The organism is Micromonospora sp. NPDC047812, assembly GCF_040704175.1.
GTDB lineage: Bacteria > Actinomycetota > Actinomycetes > Mycobacteriales > Micromonosporaceae > Micromonospora.
In genome coordinates this window covers 371,516-389,917 of sequence record NZ_JBEYRY010000001.1, presented here as the reverse complement: position 1 = coordinate 389,917, position 18,402 = coordinate 371,516, and the positions used below count along the sequence as shown (strand labels likewise).

General features: G+C 74.0%; 20 protein-coding genes. 8 read left to right on the top strand and 12 right to left on the bottom strand.

All coding sequences use genetic code 11. The features are described from left to right. Positions 1-2: 2 nt before the first annotated feature. The gene (locus AB0883_RS01745; protein WP_366638614.1) at positions 3-1,256 is read right to left on the bottom strand and encodes a TRAM domain-containing protein; all 1,254 of its coding nucleotides are present in this window, start codon (positions 1,254-1,256) and stop codon (positions 3-5) included. Further along, a complete protein-coding gene (locus tag AB0883_RS01740) occupies positions 1,253-3,328 on the bottom strand; it encodes an APC family permease (RefSeq protein ID WP_366638612.1) in 2,076 nt (691 codons plus the stop codon). Before AB0883_RS01740 ends, AB0883_RS01745 begins: the two co-directional genes overlap by 4 nt. A 163-nt stretch (positions 3,329-3,491) precedes the next feature. Here AB0883_RS01740 and AB0883_RS01735 point away from each other — a divergent pair, with 163 nt between their 5' ends. Together AB0883_RS01735 and AB0883_RS01730 are read left to right on the top strand one after the other, a co-directional pair. After that, on the top strand, positions 3,492-4,157 hold the full coding sequence (locus AB0883_RS01735) for a TrkA family potassium uptake protein (protein WP_366638611.1): 666 nt from the start codon (positions 3,492-3,494) through the stop codon (positions 4,155-4,157). A gap of 2 nt (positions 4,158-4,159) precedes the next feature. After that, complete coding sequence (locus tag AB0883_RS01730; protein ID WP_366640225.1) at positions 4,160-4,849, top strand: TrkA family potassium uptake protein; 690 nt, start codon at positions 4,160-4,162, stop codon at positions 4,847-4,849. 66 nt (positions 4,850-4,915) lie between these two features. On the opposite strand, the gene AB0883_RS01725 is transcribed toward AB0883_RS01730, so the two are convergent. The 4 genes from AB0883_RS01725 to dut all read right to left on the bottom strand — a co-directional run bounded on the left by AB0883_RS01725 (position 4,916) and on the right by dut (position 7,420). Further along, positions 4,916-5,599: a DUF3159 domain-containing protein gene (locus AB0883_RS01725; RefSeq protein WP_089001386.1), complete on the bottom strand. Its 684-nt coding sequence runs from the start codon at positions 5,597-5,599 to the stop codon at positions 4,916-4,918. 31 nt (positions 5,600-5,630) lie between these two features. Continuing rightward, complete coding sequence (locus AB0883_RS01720) at positions 5,631-6,011, bottom strand: OB-fold nucleic acid binding domain-containing protein (protein ID WP_121395948.1); 381 nt, start codon at positions 6,009-6,011, stop codon at positions 5,631-5,633. A 127-nt stretch (positions 6,012-6,138) separates the two neighbouring features. Beyond that, a complete protein-coding gene (locus AB0883_RS01715) occupies positions 6,139-6,807 on the bottom strand; it encodes a DUF3710 domain-containing protein (protein ID WP_366638610.1) in 669 nt (222 codons plus the stop codon). Between the two features lie 25 nt (positions 6,808-6,832). Then, a complete protein-coding gene (gene dut / locus AB0883_RS01710) occupies positions 6,833-7,420 on the bottom strand; it encodes a dUTP diphosphatase (protein WP_366638608.1) in 588 nt (195 codons plus the stop codon). 91 nt (positions 7,421-7,511) lie between these two features. On the opposite strand from dut, the gene AB0883_RS01705 reads away from it, so the two are divergent. After that, positions 7,512-8,012, top strand: coding sequence for a DUF3093 domain-containing protein (locus tag AB0883_RS01705; protein ID WP_366640223.1), 501 nt, complete (start codon positions 7,512-7,514; stop codon positions 8,010-8,012). A 45-nt stretch (positions 8,013-8,057) separates the two neighbouring features. On the opposite strand, the gene AB0883_RS01700 is transcribed toward AB0883_RS01705, so the two are convergent. Both AB0883_RS01700 and AB0883_RS01695 read right to left on the bottom strand, forming a co-directional pair. After that, a complete protein-coding gene (locus tag AB0883_RS01700; RefSeq protein ID WP_366638607.1) occupies positions 8,058-8,927 on the bottom strand; it encodes a hypothetical protein in 870 nt (289 codons plus the stop codon). 139 nt (positions 8,928-9,066) lie between these two features. Continuing rightward, positions 9,067-9,363 (bottom strand): DUF4193 domain-containing protein, encoded by a 297-nt coding sequence (locus AB0883_RS01695; RefSeq protein ID WP_013284790.1) that lies wholly within the window; start codon positions 9,361-9,363, stop codon positions 9,067-9,069. 435 nt (positions 9,364-9,798) lie between these two features. On the opposite strand from AB0883_RS01695, the gene AB0883_RS01690 reads away from it, so the two are divergent. Next, entirely contained in the window at positions 9,799-10,314 is a 516-nt protein-coding gene (locus AB0883_RS01690; protein ID WP_366638605.1) for a LytR C-terminal domain-containing protein, read from the top strand. A gap of 43 nt (positions 10,315-10,357) precedes the next feature. On the opposite strand, the gene AB0883_RS01685 is transcribed toward AB0883_RS01690, so the two are convergent. Further along, entirely contained in the window at positions 10,358-11,173 is an 816-nt protein-coding gene (locus AB0883_RS01685) for an inositol monophosphatase family protein (protein ID WP_366638603.1), read from the bottom strand. 287 nt (positions 11,174-11,460) lie between these two features. On the opposite strand from AB0883_RS01685, the gene AB0883_RS01680 reads away from it, so the two are divergent. Further along, positions 11,461-13,071, top strand: coding sequence for an RNA polymerase sigma factor (locus AB0883_RS01680; protein ID WP_366638602.1), 1,611 nt, complete (start codon positions 11,461-11,463; stop codon positions 13,069-13,071). A 244-nt stretch (positions 13,072-13,315) separates the two neighbouring features. Continuing rightward, complete coding sequence (locus tag AB0883_RS01675) at positions 13,316-13,549, top strand: hypothetical protein (RefSeq protein WP_074474066.1); 234 nt, start codon at positions 13,316-13,318, stop codon at positions 13,547-13,549. 116 nt (positions 13,550-13,665) lie between these two features. Here AB0883_RS01675 and AB0883_RS01670 read toward each other — a convergent pair whose 3' ends face one another. The 3 genes from AB0883_RS01670 to AB0883_RS01660 all read right to left on the bottom strand — a co-directional run bounded on the left by AB0883_RS01670 (position 13,666) and on the right by AB0883_RS01660 (position 16,474). Beyond that, positions 13,666-15,396 carry a DEAD/DEAH box helicase gene (locus AB0883_RS01670; RefSeq protein WP_366638600.1) on the bottom strand — a complete coding sequence of 577 codons (1,731 nt, stop codon included), beginning with the start codon at positions 15,394-15,396 and terminating at the stop codon, positions 13,666-13,668. A gap of 168 nt (positions 15,397-15,564) precedes the next feature. After that, a complete protein-coding gene (locus AB0883_RS01665; protein WP_366638598.1) occupies positions 15,565-16,215 on the bottom strand; it encodes a TRIC cation channel family protein in 651 nt (216 codons plus the stop codon). A 40-nt stretch (positions 16,216-16,255) separates the two neighbouring features. Next, complete coding sequence (locus AB0883_RS01660) at positions 16,256-16,474, bottom strand: DUF3039 domain-containing protein (protein WP_089001394.1); 219 nt, start codon at positions 16,472-16,474, stop codon at positions 16,256-16,258. A gap of 87 nt (positions 16,475-16,561) precedes the next feature. On the opposite strand from AB0883_RS01660, the gene AB0883_RS01655 reads away from it, so the two are divergent. Together AB0883_RS01655 and AB0883_RS01650 are read left to right on the top strand one after the other, a co-directional pair. Beyond that, entirely contained in the window at positions 16,562-17,491 is a 930-nt protein-coding gene (locus AB0883_RS01655; RefSeq protein ID WP_366638597.1) for a pseudouridine-5'-phosphate glycosidase, read from the top strand. Continuing rightward, a complete protein-coding gene (locus AB0883_RS01650; RefSeq protein WP_366638595.1) occupies positions 17,488-18,384 on the top strand; it encodes a PfkB family carbohydrate kinase in 897 nt (298 codons plus the stop codon). The genes AB0883_RS01655 and AB0883_RS01650 overlap by 4 nt, the downstream gene beginning before the upstream one ends. Positions 18,385-18,402: the final 18 nt, after the last annotated feature.

Below are 18,402 nucleotides of genomic sequence, written 5' to 3'. Positions count from 1 at the left end.
GGCTAGCGGCTGGCTCCGTCCGGCGGCAGGAGCAGACCGACCAGTTCGACGTGCTGGGTCATCGGGAACAGGTCGAAGCCGCGCAGCGCGGCCAGCCGCCAGCCCAGCCCGGCGAAGGTGCGCACGTCGCGGGCGAAGGCGGCCGGGTCGCAGGCCACGTACGCCACCGCGCGCGGCCCGGCGGCCACCAAGTCCCGCACCACCCGGGCGCCCGCGCCGGAGCGCGGCGGGTCGAGCACCACCACGTCGACCGGGCCGGTGATCCGGCGGCGGGCCAGCGCGGTCTCCACCCGGGCCGGCACGACCTCCACCCGGGGCAGGTCGCGCAGGTTCTCCCGGGCGGCGGCGACGCCCTGCGCCGCCGACTCGACCAGGGTGACGCGGCCCTCGTCGCCGACCCGGCCGGCGAGCGCGGCGGCGAAGAGCCCCGCCCCGCCGTAGAGGTCCCAGGCCCGCTCCCCCGGGCGCGGGTCGACCAGCTCCAGCACGGTGTCGACCAGGGTGTCGGCGGCGGCCGGGTGGACCTGCCAGAACGACGACGCCGGCAGCGTCCACTCCCGGCCGGCCGCCACCTCGCGGACCCGCTCCGGGCCGCTCACCGTGCGGGGCACCCCCTCGGCGACGGCGGTCACGGCCACGTCCCCGCCGGTGGAGGCGACCGCCTCGACCGCGTCGGCGTCCGGCCAGCGCGTCCCGGTCGGGGCCAGCACGGGCAGCTCCCGGATCGCCGGGTGGGCGATCAGGCAGCGGTCGATCGGGACCACCTCGTGCGAGCGGTGCTTGAGCAGCCCGGCCCGGCCCGCCCCGTCGACGGCGTAGCGGACCCGGGAGCGCCAGCCCAGCGGCCCGCCGGGCAGCGCCTCGACCCGGACGCCGAGGGCGTCCAGCTCGGCGTCGGCGAGCCCGCCGAGGCGGGTGAGCTGCTCGCGCACCACCGCCGCCTTCCAGTCGAGCTGGGCGGCCGGGGCGACGTGTTGCAGGTCGCACCCGCCGCACCGGCCCGGCTTCGCGTACGGGCAGGGCTGCTCGACCCGGTCCGGCGCGGCCTCGAGCACGCTCACCGCGTCGGCCCGGACGAAGCCCTTGTGCACCTCGGTGACCTCGGCGACCACCCGCTCGCCGGGCAGCGCGTGCCGGACGAAGACCACCTGGCCGTCCACCCGCGCGACGCAGTGCCCGCCGGGCGCCACCGCACCGACGGTCAGCTCGACCCGCTCGGCCTCCTCCAGCCCCGGGCCGTTCCCGTGCGCGGTCACCGTTCACCTCCACCACTCGGGCCGCTCTCGCCGGGCGGCGCGGACACGACGGGCGGAACGCTCGGCGGCAGGGTGCCGCGCGGCGCGACCCGGGGGCCGCGCGCCGGGCCCCGGCTCAGTGTGGCGTCCAGCCGGTCCAGGTCCTTGCCGGCGGTCGAGGCGAGCTGCCACGGCACGCTGGTCACCATCACCCCCGGTTCGAAGAGCAGCCGGCCCTTCAGGCGCAGCGCGCTCTGGTTGTGCAGCAGGTTCTCCCACCAGCGCCCCACCACGTACTCCGGGATGAAGACCGTGACCACGTCGCGCGGCGACTCCCGGCGGACGCCGGCCACGAAGTCCAGGATGGGGCGGGTGATCTCCCGGTACGGCGAGTCGACCACGGTCAGCGGGACGGGCAGGTCCCGCCGCTCCCACTCCGCCTGCAACTCCCGGGTGTCCTTCTCGTCGACGTTCACGGTCACCGCGGTCAGCGTGTCCGGCCGGGTGGCCCGGGCGTACGCGATGGCCCGCAGCGTCGGCTTGTGCAGCTTGCTGACCAGCACGACGGCGTGGTTGCGGGCGGGCAGCACGGCGCGGCCCTCGTCCGGCGGGGTCAACTCCTCGGCGACCCGGTCGTAGTGCCGGCGGATGGCCAGCATCAGCACGTAGATCATCGCCATCGCGGCGATGGCGATCCACGCGCCGAGCAGGAACTTGGTGACGAGCACGATGACCAGCACCGCGCCGGTCATCGCCATGCCGAAGGTGTTGATCGCCCGGGAGCGGAGCATCCGGCGGCGCGCCTGCGGGTCGCGCGCGGTCCTCAGGTGCCGGTTCCAGTGCCGGATCATGCCGGCCTGGGAGAGCGTGAACGAGACGAACACGCCGACGATGTAGAGCTGGATGAGCCGGGTCACCTCGGCCTGGAAGCCGACGATCAGCACGATCGCGGCGACGGCCAGGAAGACGATGCCGTTGGAGAAGGCCAGCCGGTCGCCGCGGGTGTGCAGCTGCCGGGGCAGGTAGCGGTCCTGGGCGAGGATCGAGCCGAGCACCGGGAAGCCGTTGAACGCGGTGTTCGCGGCCAGGAAGAGGATCAGCGCGGTGACCCCGGCGAGCACGTAGAGCAGCACCGAGCCGGAGCCGAAGACCGTCTCCCCGAGCTGGGTGGTGACGGTCTTCTGCACGTACCCCTCGGGGCCGGAGATGATCTGCAGGCGCGGGTCCTCGACGAACTGCAGGCCGGTGAGCCGGGACAGCCAGATGATGCCGACCAGCATGGCCACCGAGATGGTGCCGAGCAGCAGCAGCGTGGTGGCCGCGTTGCGGCTCTTCGGGGCCTTGAACGCCGGCACCCCGTTGGAGATCGCCTCCACGCCCGTCAGCGCCGCGCAGCCCGAGGAGAAGGTGCGCAGCAGCAGGAAGACCAGGGCGAAGCCGGTGACGCTGTGCTCGGCCTGGATCTCCAGCCCGGCGCTGGGCGCGCGCAGGTCGTGGCCGAGCACGAAGACCCGCACCAGGCCGGTGAGCAGCATCCCGACCATCACGATGATGAAGCCGTAGGTGGGGATGGCGAAGGCCGTGCCGGACTCCCGCAGGCCGCGCAGGTTCACCGCGGTGAGCAGCACCACCGCGGTGACCGCGATCAGCACCTTGTGGGTGGCCACGAACGGCACCACCGAGCCCAGGTTGGCCACCCCGGAGGAGACCGAGACCGCGACCGTGAGCACGTAGTCGACCAGCAGCGCGCTGGCCACCGCGACCCCCGCCCGGGGGCCGAGGTTGACCGTGGCCACCTCGTAGTCGCCGCCGCCGGAGGGGTAGGCGTGCACGTTCTGCCGGTAGCTGGCCACGACGGTGAGCATCACCACCACGACGGCCAGGGCGATCCACGGCGAGAAGAAGTACGCCGAGGCGCCGGCGATGGAGAGGGTCAGCAGGATCTCGTCGGGCGCGTACGCGACGCTGGAGAGCGCGTCGGACGCGAACACGGGCAGCGCGATGCGCTTGGGCAGAAGCGTGTGCTTGAGCCGGTCGGACCGGAACGGTCGACCGAGGAGCAGCCGCTTCAGCAGCGAGGTGGGTCTGGCCACAACCGCCAAGCGTACGACCACCCTGGTGGGCGTCGCGGGGTGGTCGATCGCGGCGGCGTGGACCGGCGGAGTACCGTCGGTCCGCGCCCACGCCGGGAACGTGGCAGGCTCGCAGACGGCACGCTCACCGGGCCGGGCGTTGCGCACCTTGAGGAGGGACGCGGTGCATGTCGTGATCATGGGTTGTGGCCGCGTCGGCTCGACCCTCGCCTACAGCCTGGAGTCCCGGGGGCACTCGGTCGCGGTCATCGACCACGACGCCGACGCCTTCCGCCGGCTCGGCCCCGACTTCGCCGGGATCACCGTCACCGGCGCCGGCTTCGACGGGGAGGTGCTGCGGCAGGCCGGCATCGAGCGGGCGGACGCCTTCGCGGCCGTCTCCAGCGGCGACAACTCCAACATCATCTCCGCCCGGCTCGCCCGGGAGACGTTCGGCGTGTCCCGGGTCGCGGCGCGGATCTACGACCAGCGCCGCGCGCAGGTCTACGAGCGGCTCGGCATCCCCACCGTGGCCACCGTCCGGTGGACCGCCGACCGGATGCTGCGGCACCTGGTGCCGGAGGGGAACGTGGAGATCTTCCGCGACCCGACGAGCACGGTGTCGATCATCGAGGTGCCGGTGCACAAGGACTGGGTCAGCCGGCCGTTAGGCGCCCTGGAGGGGGCGACCGGGGCCCGGGTGGCGTACCTGATCCGCTTCGGCATCGGCACGCTGCCCACCCCGTCCAGCGTCGTCCAGGAGGGCGACCAGCTCTTCATGCTGGTCACCGACGACATCGCGGCGACGGTCACGTCGGTGGCGGCGACGCCGCCGGAAGGAGGGCTGTGAGCATGCGCATCGCCATCGCCGGCGCGGGCAACGTGGGCCGCTCGATCGCGCAGGAGCTGATCGACAACGGCCACCAGGTGATGCTCATCGAGCGCCAGCCCAGGATGCTCCGGCCGGACCGGGTGCCGGCGGCCGACTGGGTGCTGGCCGACGCCTGCGAGCTGGCCAGCCTGGAGGAGGCCGACCTCGCCGGCTGCGACGTGGTGGTCGCGGCCACCGGGGACGACAAGGTCAACCTGGTGGTCTCGCTGCTGGCCAAGACCGAGTTCGCGGTGCCCCGGGTGGTGGCCCGGGTCAACCGGGCCGAGAACGAGTGGCTCTTCACCGAGCAGTGGGGCGTCGACGTCGCGGTGAGCAAGCCGCGGGTGATGGCCGCCCTGGTCGAGGAGGCGGTCACCGTCGGCGACCTGGTCCGGCTGATGACCTTCCGGCAGGGCGAGGCGAACCTGGTGGAGATCACCCTGCCGCCGACCGCCCCGTACGTGGGCGAGCCGTTGCGCGCCGTCCCGCTGCCCCGAGACTCGGCGCTGGTGGCGATCCTGCGCGGCAAGCGGGTGCTGGTGCCCACCCCGGACGATTCGCTCGAGGCCGGCGACGAGCTGATCTTCGTGTGCACCGCGGAGGTCGAGGACGCGGTCCGCGCGGTGGTGCTCGGGGCGGACAGCGTCGAGCGCACCCGCGAGCAGCGCTGAGGCTGCGGTTCAGCCGCCGGGCAGCGTTGGGCCCGCGGTTCAGCCGCCGGGCGGTGCTGGGGCGGCTCAGCCGCCGGGCAGCGCCTCGGGCTCCGACTCCCGGGTCACCCGCCGGACCGTCCACACCGTGATCAGCAGCAGCAGCACGTACGGCGGGTAGCCCAGCACCAGCCGCGCCACGCCGAGCGCCGTGTCCTGGTGGGCGAGGTAGAGCCCGGCCTGCACACCCACCTTGGCCAGCCACACCACGCCCCAGAGCACGGTGAGCCCGGTGAAGGTCCGCACCAGGCGCGGGTCGTCGCGCCACTCCGAGCGGCCCTTGGCCACCAACACCGACCAGATCCACCCCACCAGCGGCTGCCGGACCGCCGCCGAGACGAGCAGGGCCAGCCCGTAGCCGATGCCGTAGAGGATGCCGGGGAGGTAGAAGTCACGTTCGTCGCCGGTGCGCCAGGCGATCGCGGCGCCGACGGCGATGCCGAAGAGCCCGTTGACCGCGTGCCGGACCGGCCGGCGCTGTGCCAGCCGCAGACCGGCGATCACGAGCGCCACCGCCACCGAGGCGATCACGGCGGGCCGCAGCTCGCCGATGATGTTGGCCAGCACGAAGACGACCACCGGGATGCTGGACTCGACCAGCCCCCGCCAGCCGCCGAGCTGGTCGGCCATCTGCTCGGCGAGGGTGGGCAGCGGCTCCTCGCCCTGCGGGTCGCTCTCCGGCTGTGCCGCCCGGTGCTGTCCCGTCGTCATCGCACGCCTTCCGTCCGCCGCGGCCACCGGGTCACTTCGGCGGTTCCAGCTCGTAGTACGGGTTGTAGATCACCTTGCGGTCGTCCCGCAGGGCCACCCGGCCGCGCGCGGTCAGGTGCCGACCGGGCTCGATCCCGGCGATGTGCCGCCGGCCCAGCCAGACCAGGGTGACCACGTCGCTGCCGTCGTAAAGGTCCGCCTCCAGCGTGGGCAGGTTGGTCCGCGGCGTGTAGACGACCGTACGCAGCCGCCCGGCCACCGAGACCAGCTGGCCCCGCATGCACTGCCCGGCCGGGACACCGCCGTGCTCGGCGCTCTCCCGGCGCAGCTCCTGCGCCTCGATCTCCGCCTCGCTCGCGGTGAGCCGGCGCAGCATGCGGCGCAGCGGACCCCGGCCCTCGTCGGTCGACATGACCTCCGCGTCACCCTCTCCACGCTGGGCCGACGCGACGCCGGCACCCGGGACGGCCCCGGCGGCGCCGGAACCGTCCCGCCAGCGTACGCCGACGGGGCCGGTCCCGGCGCGTCGTGACGGCCGGTCAGGCCTCGCGGGGCGCGGGCGCGGGGTTGCCGTCGGCCGGCGCCCCCTCGACCGCCTGGTCGGCCACCTCGCGGGGCAGCCGCAGCGGCAGCGGCTCGCGCACCGGCTTGGCCTCCTGCCCCCGGTCGACCACCAGGCCGTCGAGGCACTCGGCCAGCGGACCAGCGGCGGCCGGGTTGGTGGCCACCTCGCCCTGGTAGACGCCGCGGACCATCCAGCGCGGCCCGTCGATGCCGACGAACCGCAGGTCGGTCAGCCCGTCCGGGGTACGCACCCGGGCGTGCAGCTCGATGCCGTACTCGCCCTGGACCTCCTGGGCCGCCGCGCCGTCGTTGAACAGCGACTGGCGGATCTCCTCGCGCACCTCGTCCCAGATGCCCTCGGAGCGCGGCGCGGCGAAGACGCCGAGCTGGAGCGCGTTCGGACCGTGCACGAGCACGACCTGCTGGATCACGCCCTCCGGGTCGGCCTGCACCCGCACCTCGACGTCGCGCACCGCCGGGATGTGTAGGCTGCCCAGGTCGAGCCGCTGCACCCCCTCGGGCGCCTCGGAGATGTCGTACGGGCCGCGGGCCGGGGTCGACTCCTCGTGCGAGTCGAGGACCTCGGTCGTCCGCTCGTCACGGGCGTGCCGTCCGGCACTGTCCCGCTTCCGGGAGAAGATCACTGCGCCAACCCTCCGCTGTTCGGTCTCACCCTGCCACCTCTTCCGTCCGGCCGTCTGCCCGGTCCCGCTCTTCCCGTCGGGCGTCCGGCACGTCCGGCGCCCGCCGTCCGTCCGGTGCCTCCGGGGCCGCTGCCGGCCCGCCACCGGTGGGGGACGGCACCAGGCCGGCGTGGCCGCCCGTGGAGCCGTGCCCGCCGGTCCCGCGCCGGGACGCGGTCAGCTCGGCCGCCGGCCGGAAGTCCGCCCGCGCCACCCGCTGCACGACGAGCTGCGCGATCCGGTCGCCACGGGAGATCTTCGCCGGTGTCTCCCGATCATGGTTGATCAGGTTGACGAGGATCTCACCCCGGTAGCCGGCGTCGACCGTACCGGGCGCGTTGAGCACCGTCACGCCGAGTCTGGCCGCGAGCCCCGAACGGGGGTGGACGAGACCCACGTACCCCTCGGGCAACGCGATCGCCACGCCGGTCGGGACCAGGGCGCGGCCGCCGGGTGGCAGCTCGACGTCCGCCGCCGCCACCAGGTCTGCCCCGGCATCGCCGGGATGGGCGTACGCCGGCAGCGGCAGCTCGGGGTCGAGCTGCCGTACGGGCACGGGTACGACGTCGGTCACGGTTCCCCTCTTCCGTCCGTTTTGCTGGGGTGACCCTGCCATCCTGCCGGTTCGGCCGCCCGTCGTGCGCCGTACCCTCGCAGGAGTGAGCCTGTCGCCATCCTCGCCGTCCCCGGCGTCGCCCGCCGCGGCGCCCCCGCAGCACGCCGAGCGGCTCGGCCTGCCCTGGTGGCTGTGGCTGGGCGGGCTGTGCGCGGCCGCCCTGCTCGCCGTGGAGGTCTGGATGGGCGCGCCCGGCGTCCGCGCCTGGCTGCCCTTCGTGGTGCTGCTGCCGGCGACCGTCGCCGGCCTGGCCTGGCTCGGCCGGATCCGGATCGCGGTACGCGACGACGAACTGCGCGTGGACGACGCCCGGCTGCCGGTCCGGTTCGTCGCCGACGTCGTCCCGTTGGACGCCGCCGGCCGGCGCGAGGTGCTCGGGGTCGGCGCCGACCCGCTGGCCTTCGTGGTGCAGCGCCCCTGGATCCCCGGCGCCGTCCAGGTGGTCCTCGACGACCCGGCCGATCCCACCCCGTTCTGGGTGGTCAGCACCCGCCGCCCGGTCGAGCTGGCCGAGGCGCTCCTCGCCGCCCGCGACGCCGCCCGGCCCTGAGCCCGCCCGGCGCCCGGTCGCGTTGTCGCCTGCCCGGCACCGCCCTCAGCGGTCGCCGGGGAGGGCCGGCGGGGGGCCCGGCAGGGCCGGGCTCCGGCGCCGCAGGTCGCTGCGGAGCTGGTCCGCCATCGTCCGGGTCGCCCGGCGGTTGAGATAGCTGGCCACCGCCGCCCCGGTGAGGAAGGGCCCGAGGGTGGTCAGGTTACGGCCGAAGCGCTTGAGCAGCGTGTCCCGCAGCTCCTTGCGCGCGGCGGTGCCCAACACGGCGCTCACCCCGACGCCGGGCAACATCGGGTTGATCCCCCGCTGGCCGGCCCAGGACTGCACCAGCGCGACCGCCCGCTGGGTGCCGCCGCCCGGCACCGGGGCACCGTAGACCTCGTGCAGCTCGCCGATCAGCTTCAGCTCGACCGCCACCACGGCGACCGTCTCGGCGGCCAGCAGGACCGGCGCGGAGAGCAGGGTCGGGGCGACCGTCCACTCGACCGCCGCCACTCCCCCGCCGGCGGCGCCGATGCCGGCCGTCGTCCGCGCGGCGTTGCGCACCAGCCGATCGGCCAGCGCCTCGCCGTCCAGGCCGTCGAAGTGCCGGCGCAGGGTGGCCAGGTCGCGTACGGGCACGTGCGGGGCGATCTCGGCGACCGTGTCGACCATCCAGCGCACCGCGCTCTTCGGCTTGAACAGGTCGCTCAGCCCACGCGCCCGCGCCTGCCCGACGAGGCGGCCGAGCAGTTGCCGCCGGCGGGCCGGCGCGATGTCGTCGGCGGTCAGGGCCGCCACGGTGGCACCCAGCTCGTCCGCGCCGCGCGCGGGCACGGCGTCGGCGTGGTCGTCCCGCGCGCCGGCGGCGCCCGCGCCGTCGACCCGGCCCGGGTCCGCGCCGCGCGTGCCGCCGGACTCGCTCCGCTCGCTCATGGTGCGACCTCCCGAATGGACCGACGTCGACATGACGGTCACCCGTCAACGAGTCAAGCAGGTCCCCCGGGCGGCCGCACGGCGACTCGGGCAGCGGCGGCCCCGACGAGGGAGCCGCCGCTGGTGCGGACGCACGGTGTCAGACGCACTCGCGGCAGATGAGGTCGCCGTTGCGCTCGACCGCCAACTGGCTGCGGTGGTGTACGAGGAAGCAGCGGGCGCACCGGAACTCGTCCTGCTGCATCGGCAGCACCTTGACCGTGAGTTCCTCGTCCGCCAGGTCGGCGCCGGGCAGCTCGAAGCTCTCGGCCACCTCGGCCTCGTCGACGTCCACAGCGCCCGATTGTGAGTCGACGCGTCGGGCCTTGAGCTCTTCCAGGCTGTCCTCGCCGAGGTCGACCTCGTCGCGACGCGGGGCGTCGTAGTCGGTGGCCATCGGTTTCACTCTCCCATATCGATGTTGTCGCTTCCGGTTGTAACGCCGGACGACGCTGTTTCGGTTCCGCTGGCCGGCCACCACTTGTGTCGGTCACCCGACCCGAAGACAGCACGGACGGAGGCATCCCGAAGGAACACCCGACGAGCGCGGAACCATACCCCCCCTTTAGGCGAGGCATGTATACCGCCCTCGTGGCTGAGATGTACGCCCCCGCACGCGAAGTTGTTCCCAATGTGACTCAGGCGACACGAAGATAGGGGTAGTACTACCCGGTTCCCGGGTGGCGCGCCGGCATGTCCGGCTGTTTCCACGCGACGGCCGGACAACCGTTAACCTCAGCGGCGTACTCGACGGCCGGCGGGGCGGCCCGTCCACCGGCGGCCGCCACCACCCACCCACTGTCCGGGGAGCACCCTGATGAGCTTTGCGCGAGTGCGAGCACTCGTTGTCGTCGGCCTGCTGGCGGTGCTGGCCCTCGTCTTCGTGGTCGTCGCGCTGGTCCGCGACACCCAGAGCAGCGCCGGCCTCGCCGGAGGTTGCCCGGAGGGCTGGCCGATGGCCGACGTGACCCTGCGGGAATCCAAGGACGTCAAGATCAACGTCTACAACGCGACCGACGAGCCGGGGCGGGCCAGCACCGTCGCGGACGACTTCCGCAACCGCAAGTTCCAGGTCAAGAAGGTCGGCAACGAGAAGAAGCAGATCGACGACATCGCGGTCCTGCGCTACGGCCCGAAGGGAGTCGGCTCGGCGCACCTGCTGCGGGCGTACTTCCTCGACAACGCCGAGTACGACTACGACCCCAAGCGCACCGACGACGTCGTGGACGTGGTGCTCGGCGGCGGCTTCCAGCAGCTCGCCACCACCACCGAGGTCAACCAGTCCCTGGGCGACCTCGGCGCGCCGGTCGCGCCGGCCGGTTCCTGCCCGATGTCCGAGGACGACTGACCGCGCCGTGCCCCCGGTCCGCCGGGGGCACGGCACCGGCCGGTCAGGGACCGCCCGAGGCGTCCAGGTCGGCGAGGCGGTCGTGCAGCGGCCCGAACAGCGCCGCCGGCGCGGCGATCACCAGGTCCGGGCCGGCCGGCAACCCGCCCAGCCCGGCGACCAGCAGCCCGGCCTCGGTGGCCACCAGGGCGCCGGCGGCCTGGTCCCAGGCGGCGAGCCCCTTCTCGTAGTAGGCGTCCACCCGCCCCTCCGCGGCCAGGCAGAGGTCCAGCGCGGCGGCGCCGAAGCGGCGGATGTCCCGGATGTGCGGGATCAGCTCGGCGACCACCCGGGCCTGGTGCGCCCGGCGCCCCGGGTCGTAGCCGAACCCCGTGGCGACCAGCGCCTGGCCGAGATCGGTCTCCGTGGAGCAGCGCAGCCGCTCGCCGTCGCGCCAGGCGCCCCCGCCGACGGTGGCCGTCCACTCCTCGCCGGTGCTGACGTTGCGCACCACCCCGGCGACCACCTCGCCGTCGACCTCGGCGGCGAGCGACACCGCGCAGTGCGGGATCCCGTAGAGGTAGTTCACGGTGCCGTCGATCGGGTCCACGATCCAGCGGACGCCGCCGGGGGCGACCGGGCCGGTCTCCCCCGCCCCGTACTCCTCGCCGAGGACGGCGTCGCCCGGCCGCAGCCGGCGCAGCGCGTCGATCACCTGCCGCTCGACCGCCCGGTCGGCGGCGGTCACCACGTCGGTGACGGTGCTCTTGGTGGCCGCCACCGACACGCCCTCGACCCGCATCCGGTGCGCCGTGGCGGCCGCGTCCCGGGCCACCTCGACCGCGATCTCCAGCAGTTCCGCCGGCGCCGAGCGATCCATCGTTCGTCCCCTTCCCGCACGGCCGGGGTGTTCCGGGTCACGCGCGGTACCATCCTTACAAAGTCCACACATACGTCGAATCGGCGGTCCCCGCCGCCGGTCCGCCGTGCGGCGAGGGATGATCGCCGCAGACGGCGTTACAATTCACCCCTGCCCACGCTGCGACGGACCGCCACGACCGGCCGGCCCGGGACACGGGGGTCCCTCAACCACATCGCCCGGCAAGGTGCCCCGCTCTGCGTCGGACGACCCGGCCGTGCTCGCTCTTCGCCTCCGGAAGGTCATTCGTGACAGAACCCCGCCAGACCGGCGCCGACGTTCGCTCGCTCACCGACACTCTGATCGCCCACGCGCAGAGCGCCGGCGGCCAGCTCACGTCGGCTCAGCTCGCGCGCACCGTCGAGTCCGCCGAGGTGACTCCGGCCCAGGCCAAGAAGATCCTGCGGGCGCTCTCCGAGGCGGGAGTGACCGTGGTGGTCGACGGCTCGGCGAGCACCCGCCGCCGCGTCGCCGCCGCCCGATCGGCCACCCCCGCGTCCCGGGCCACCACCGCCAAGACCACCAAGAAGGCCGTCGCGCCCGCCCCGAAGCAGGCGCCCGCCGCGGACGAGGCCCCCGCGCCCGCCCCGCGCAAGGCCGCCCCGCGCAAGGCCACCGGCACCACCGCCGAGGTGGCCGCCAAGGCCGCCGCGCCCGCGAAGGCGACCAAGTCGACCCGGGCCACCAAGGCGACGGTCGCGGCGGCCGGCGCCAAGCCGGCCAAGGCCGGCGGCAAGGCCAAGGGCGAGGGTGCCGAGGGCGACATCGACCCGGAGGAGCTCGCCAAGGAGATCGAGGACGTGGTCGTCGAGGAGCCGGCGGAGCTGACCCGCGCCGCCGAGACCGACGCCGCCAACTCGGCCAGCGACAACGACTTCGAGTGGGACGACGAGGAGTCCGAGGCGCTCAAGCAGGCGCGTCGCGACGCCGAGCTGACCGCCTCCGCCGACTCGGTCCGGGCCTACCTCAAGCAGATCGGCAAGGTCCCGCTGCTCAACGCCGAGCAGGAGGTGGAGCTGGCCAAGCGGATCGAGGCCGGGCTCTACGCCGCGGAGCGGCTGCGCGCGGCCGAGGAGGGCGAGGAGAAGCTCACCCGCGAGATGCAGCGGGACCTGGGCTGGATCTCGCGGGACGGCGAGCGCGCCAAGAACCACCTGCTGGAGGCCAACCTCCGGCTGGTCGTCTCGCTGGCCAAGCGCTACACCGGCCGCGGCATGGCCTTCCTCGACCTGATCCAGGAGGGCAACCTCGGCCTGATCCGCGCGGTCGAGAAGTTCGACTACACCAAGGGCTACAAGTTCTCCACGTACGCCACCTGGTGGATCCGGCAGGCGATCACCCGGGCCATGGCCGACCAGGCCCGCACCATCCGCATCCCGGTGCACATGGTCGAGGTCATCAACAAGCTCGGCCGCATCCAGCGCGAGCTGCTCCAGGACCTGGGCCGCGAGCCCACCCCGGAGGAGCTCGCCAAGGAGATGGACATCACACCGGAGAAGGTGCTGGAGATCCAGCAGTACGCCCGGGAGCCCATCTCGCTGGACCAGACCATCGGCGACGAGGGCGACAGCCAGCTCGGTGACTTCATCGAGGACTCCGAGGCCGTGGTCGCGGTCGACGCGGTCTCGTTCTCGCTCCTGCAGGATCAGCTCCAGCAGGTGCTGCAGACGTTGTCCGAGCGTGAGGCGGGTGTGGTACGCCTGCGCTTCGGCCTGACCGACGGCCAGCCGCGCACGCTGGACGAGATCGGCCAGGTCTACGGGGTGACCCGGGAGCGCATCCGGCAGATCGAGTCCAAGACGATGTCCAAGTTGCGTCACCCGTCGCGTTCGCAGGTGCTCCGGGACTACCTGGACTGATCGCGATCGTCAACTGAACGTGTCGTTTTGACCACCCGGCGTGCAACGTCGGAAGGTGATCGTTCGGTTGCACGATTGTGATCGTTGACGTGGCACCCTTGGTGCACGGCACACTGTCCCTGCCATGTGTGACCTCGGTCCCCCGCGGGCACACAGGGAAGGCAGCGCCGGGACAGGGTGTTGCACGATAGGTGAGCAAAGACCGAAGAGAGTGTTCATCGGTGACGACCAGAGGAGGAAGGCGATGACCCCGACCCTCACGCCGCCGCCCGAGACGGTGGCTCCCCCAGCCGCCGATGAACGGTGCGACCGCTGCAATGCTGCCGGCAAGCTCCGGATCACTCTGGCGGGTGGGAGCGAGCTGGTGTTCTGTGGGCACCACGCGAACAAGTACGCGGAGGATCTCGTGAAGATCACCGTGCGGTTCGCGACGGACCCGGAGTTCAGCTGGCGTGGCGCCGATCTGATGGCGAACTGAGATCCGCAAACCCACGACATAGCCGGCCGGAGGCCCCCTGAGGGGGCCTCCGGCCGGCTTTCGGCGTCTCTGTGCCGTCGCCGCCCGATCCCGGGCACCGGCGACGGCGGGGGCCGTCAGAGGGTCTGCACGGTGGCGATGCGTTCCTCGAGCTGCTCGATGGTGGCCTGGGCGCTCGGCGGTCCGCCGCAGAGGCGACGCAGCTCCGCGTGGATCTTCCCGTGCGGCTGCCCCGTGCGGTGGTGCCGGGCGGCCACGAGGGCGTTCAGTTGGCGACGTAGGGCGACCCGGCGCTGGGCGGCACTCATCGGTGCCGGCGGCGCCGTGGGGGGCGCAGCGGCCGCCTCAGCCGGCCTGGCGGCCCGGCGGCGCTGGGCCGCGAGCTGCTCCTGCTGCCGCTTGGTCAGCAGCAGGGCCACCTGGTCGGCGGTGAGCAGGCCGGGCAGGCCCAGGTACTCCTCCTCCTCGGGGGTGCCGGCCTGGGCGGCGGTGCCGAACGAGGCGCCGTCGAAGATCACCTGGTCCAGCTCGGCCGTCGCGGAGAGCGCGGCGAACCGCTTCTCCAGCTCGCCGCTGGCCTGGTCGTCGCGCTGGGCGCGCTCCAGCAGGTCGTCGTCGAAGCCCTCGCGGTCCTTGGGCTTGCCGAGCACGTGGTCGCGCTCGACCTCCATCTCGCTGGCCAACCCGAGCAGGTGCGGCACGCTGGGCAGGAAGACCGAGGCGGTCTCGCCGGGGCGGCGGGCGCGGACGAACCGGCCGATCGCCTGCGCGAAGTAGAGCGGGGTGCTGGCGCTGGTCGCGTACACGCCGACCGCCAGCCGGGGGATGTCGACGCCCTCGGAGACCATCCGGACCGCCACCAGCCAGCGCTGCTCGGACGCCGCGAACGTCGCGATCCGCGCCGAGGCGCCCACGTCGTCGGAGAGCACCACCGCCGCGCGCTCGCCGGTCACCTGCTCGATGAGCTTCGCGTACGAGCGGGCGGTCTGCTGGTCGCTGGCGATGATCAGCCCGCCGGCGTCGGGCATCCCCGCGTTGCGCAGCACGGTCAGCCGGGCGTCGGCGGCACGCAGCACCTGCGGCATCCAGTCGCCCGCCGGGTCCAGCGCCGTACGCCACGCCTGCGCGACGAGGTCCTGGGTCATCGGCTCGCCGAGCCGCGCCGCCAACTCCTCCCCCGCGTTGGTGCGCCACCGGGTCTCTCCCGAGTACGCCAGGAAGAGCACCGGCCGCACGACGCCGTCGCGCAGCGCGTCGGCGTAGCCGTAGACCGAGTCGGCGCGGGAGCGCAGCAGCCCGTCGCCGCCCCGCTCGTACTCGACGAACGGGATCGGGTTGTCGTCGGAGCGGAACGGGGTCCCGGTGAGCATCAACCGGCGCTCGGCGCCCTCGAAGGCCGCCTTCACCCCGTCGCCCCACGAGCGGCTGTCCCCCGCGTGGTGGATCTCGTCGAGGACGACCAGGGTGCGCCGGGTGAGGGTGCGCCGCTTGTGCACGTGCGGGGCCATGCCCACCTGCGCGTACGTCACGACGGCGCCGTGGAAGTCGGCGGAGGAGTGCAGGTCGGCGTTGCGGAAGGCGGCGTCGAGCTGGATGCCGACCCGGGCCGCCGCCTGCGCCCACTGGGTCTTCAGGTGCTCGGTCGGCGCCACCACCGTCACCGCCTCGACGGTGCCGTCGGCCAGCAGCTCGGCGGCGATCCGCAGGGCGAAGGTGGTCTTTCCGGCGCCGGGGGTGGCGACCGCCGTGAAGTCGGGGTCCCGCCGACGCAGGTACTCCACGAGTGCCTTGCGCTGCCATGCGCGCAGTGCCGGAAACGTCTCGATCGCCGGCAACCGGGCCGCCACGGGAAGCTCCTCTCCGACCGCCTGACGGCGGACCCCGGGCGAGGGCCACGGGTACCGCCGCCCATGAAAACGCCTCCGCGCAGTTGGTGCCGCGAAGGCCGACTCAGCATAACCAGCGCGGGCCGTCCGACCCAGCCGACGCCACGCTGGTCACATCCGCCACGCGTGTCAGGGGTGCGTGCCGGGGGCTCCCGTACGTGGCGGACGGAGGGTGGCCACCGGGGCGGACCAGCGCCGCCGCAGCGCCACCAGGCGCAGCAGGAAGACCACCGCGGCCGCCGCGGTCAGCCAGGCGGCGTTGGCGTGCCCGAGGGCGTCCAGCAGTGCCACGAGGATCGAGCCGGCGAGCGCGGCGACGGCGTAGATCTCCCGCCGCAGCACCACCGGGATCTCGGCGGTGAGCAGGTCCCGCCCCAGGCCGCCGCCGATCGCGGTGAGCATGCCGATCACGCAGGCCCCCACCGCCGGCACCTGGGCGTCGAGGGCCTTGACCGTGCCGGTGACGGTGAACAGCGCCAGCCCGGCCGCGTCCAGCACCAGCACGGTGGTGCGCAGCCGGGCGAACTGCGGATGCAGCCAGAAGACGGCGGCGGCGGTGACGGCGGCCGTGGCGGCGTACCGCCAGTCGCCGAAGGCCAGCGGCGGCGCCTCGTCGATCGCCAGGTCCCGGAAGATCCCGCCACCGAGCGCGGCCACGAAGCCCACGAAGACGACGCCGAAGAGGTCGAGCCGTTTGGCCACCGCCGCGGAGGCCCCGGAGGCGGCGAAGACCGCCACCCCGGTGAGGTCGGCGAGGAGCAGGGCGGTGGAGGTGGTCACCGCCGAAGGTTACGTGCGCGACCGGGAGGGTCGCCCACGCTCACTCGCCCCAGGAGTCGTAGATCTCCTTGCACTTCGGGCAGACCGGCGAACCGGGCTTGGCGGCCTTGGTGACCGGGAAGGTCTCCCCGCACAGCGCGACGACGAAGGTGCCCATGACGGCACTCTCGGCGATCTTCTCCTTGCGCACGTAGTGGAACATCTCGGGACCGGTGTCGGCGTCCTTCAGCTCCGGACGCTCGAGAACCTCTGTGCTCACTTCTACACCTCCGACCGTCAAGTCTGGCAGGTCACCCCCGATCCGGTCCACTTCAGGTCGCCCGGCCGGGGGCCGTACGGTGGTGACGTGACTGACTTTCACATCCGCTACGGCAGCGAGGTTGCCGACGCCCTGCGCGACGGGCGTCCCGTCGTCGCCCTGGAGAGCACCATCGTCTCGCACGGCCTGCCCCGGCCGGACAACCTGCGGGTGGCCCGCGAGATCGAGCAGGCCGTCCGCGACGCGGGCGCGGTACCGGCGACCATCGGCATGGTCGGCGGCCGGCTCGTGGTGGGCCTCGACGACGCGGAGCTGACCCGGCTCGCCACCGTCGACGGGGTCGCCAAGCTCTCCGTACGCGATCTCGCCCCCGCCGCCGCGACCGGCGCGGACGGCGCCACGACCGTGGCCGCGACCAGCGCGGTGGCCGCCGCCGCCGGGATCGCCGTGTTCGCCACCGGCGGCCTCGGTGGGGTGCACCGGGAGGCGGCGCAGACCTTCGACGAGTCGGCCGACCTGGTCACCCTGGCCCGTACGCCGATCGCGGTGGTCTGCGCCGGGGTCAAGTCGATCCTCGACGTGGGCGCGACCCTGGAACGGCTGGAGACCCTCGGCGTCGGCGTGGTCGGCTTCCGGACCCGGCGCTTCCCCGGCTTCTTCATCACCGACGGCGGCTTCGACCTGGACTGGTCGCTGGACTCGGCCGAGCAGGTGGCGGACGTGCTGGTGGCCCGGGAGCAGCAGCGCGTGCACCACGGCGGCCTGATCGTGGCCAACCCGCTGCCGACCGACGAGCAGCTCGACCCGGAGCTGCACGACCAGACCCTCGTCGACGGGCTGGCCCTGCTGGAGCGCGACGGGGTGACCGGCAAGGCCGTGACGCCCTACCTGCTCGCGCACTTCCACTCGGCGACCGAGGGGGCGAGCCTGGCGGTGAACGTCCGGATCATCCTGCGCAACGCCGACCTCGCGGCCCGGATCGCCGTCGCCGCGGCCGCCCGCCGCGCCGGGGCATGAGCGCAGGCCGCGTCCTCGTCGTCGGTGACCTGATCACCGACGTGGTGGCGGTGCTGGCCGCGCCGATGGCCACCGGATCGGACACGCCGGCGGCGATCCGGTTCAGCGGTGGCGGGCAGGCCGCCAACACCGCGGCCTGGCTCGCCGCCCAGGGCGTACCGGTCACGCTGGTGGGTGCCGTCGGCGACGACGACGCCGGGCGGGACCGGGTGGCCGAGTTGGAGCGCGCGGGGGTCGACTGCGCGACGCGGGTGTGCCCCGACCGCGCCACCGGGACGGTGATCGTGCTGGCCACGGCCGGGGAGCGGTCGATGGTCACCGAGCGGGGCGCGAACCTGCGGCTGGCCCCGGCCGACGTCGACGCGGCGCTGGCGGCGACGCCGGACGCGCGGCACCTGCACCTGTCCGGGTACACCCTGCTGGACGACGAGTCCCGACCGGCGGGGCTGCGGGCGTTGGCCGCCGCCCGCGAGCGCGGGCTCACCACCAGCGTCGACGCGGCCTCCGCGGCCCCGCTGCGGCGGGTCGGCGCGGCGGCCTTCCTGTCCTGGGTACGCGGGGTCGACCTGCTCCTGGTCAACGCCGACGAGGCCACGGTGCTGGCCGGAGGGCTGGACCCGGCGGCGCAGGGGCGGGCGCTGTCGGCCTCCGCCCGGCGGATCGTCGTCAAGCAGGGCGCGGCCGGGGCGGTCTGGGTGGACCGGGACGCCTCGGTGGCCGTGGCGCCGGCCCGCCGGGTGGCGGTGGTCGACGTCACGGGGGCCGGGGACGCGTTCGCGGCCGGGCTGCTGGCCGCCTGGCTCGACGGCGCGCAGCCGGCGGTGGCGCTGGGCCGCGCCGGCGACCTCGGTGCCCTCGCGGTCTCCCAGATCGGCGCCCGTCCCACTTCCTGACGGGAGGCGTCGGGTCGG

Coding starts and splice junctions, on each gene's coding strand:
- AB0883_RS01725 (WP_089001386.1), bottom strand. CDS start 5,599: ATGACGACGGGACAGCACCGGGCGGCACAGCCGGAGAGCGACCCGCAG.
- AB0883_RS01695 (WP_013284790.1), bottom strand. CDS start 9,363: ATGGCCACCGACTACGACGCCCCGCGTCGCGACGAGGTCGACCTCGGC.
- AB0883_RS01685 (WP_366638603.1), bottom strand. CDS start 11,173: ATGGATCGCTCGGCGCCGGCGGAACTGCTGGAGATCGCGGTCGAGGTG.
- AB0883_RS01720 (WP_121395948.1), bottom strand. CDS start 6,011: ATGTCGACCGACGAGGGCCGGGGTCCGCTGCGCCGCATGCTGCGCCGG.
- AB0883_RS01650 (WP_366638595.1), top strand. CDS start 17,488: ATGAGCGCAGGCCGCGTCCTCGTCGTCGGTGACCTGATCACCGACGTG.
- AB0883_RS01700 (WP_366638607.1), bottom strand. CDS start 8,927: ATGAGCGAGCGGAGCGAGTCCGGCGGCACGCGCGGCGCGGACCCGGGC.
- AB0883_RS01730 (WP_366640225.1), top strand. CDS start 4,160: ATGCGCATCGCCATCGCCGGCGCGGGCAACGTGGGCCGCTCGATCGCG.
- AB0883_RS01675 (WP_074474066.1), top strand. CDS start 13,316: ATGACCCCGACCCTCACGCCGCCGCCCGAGACGGTGGCTCCCCCAGCC.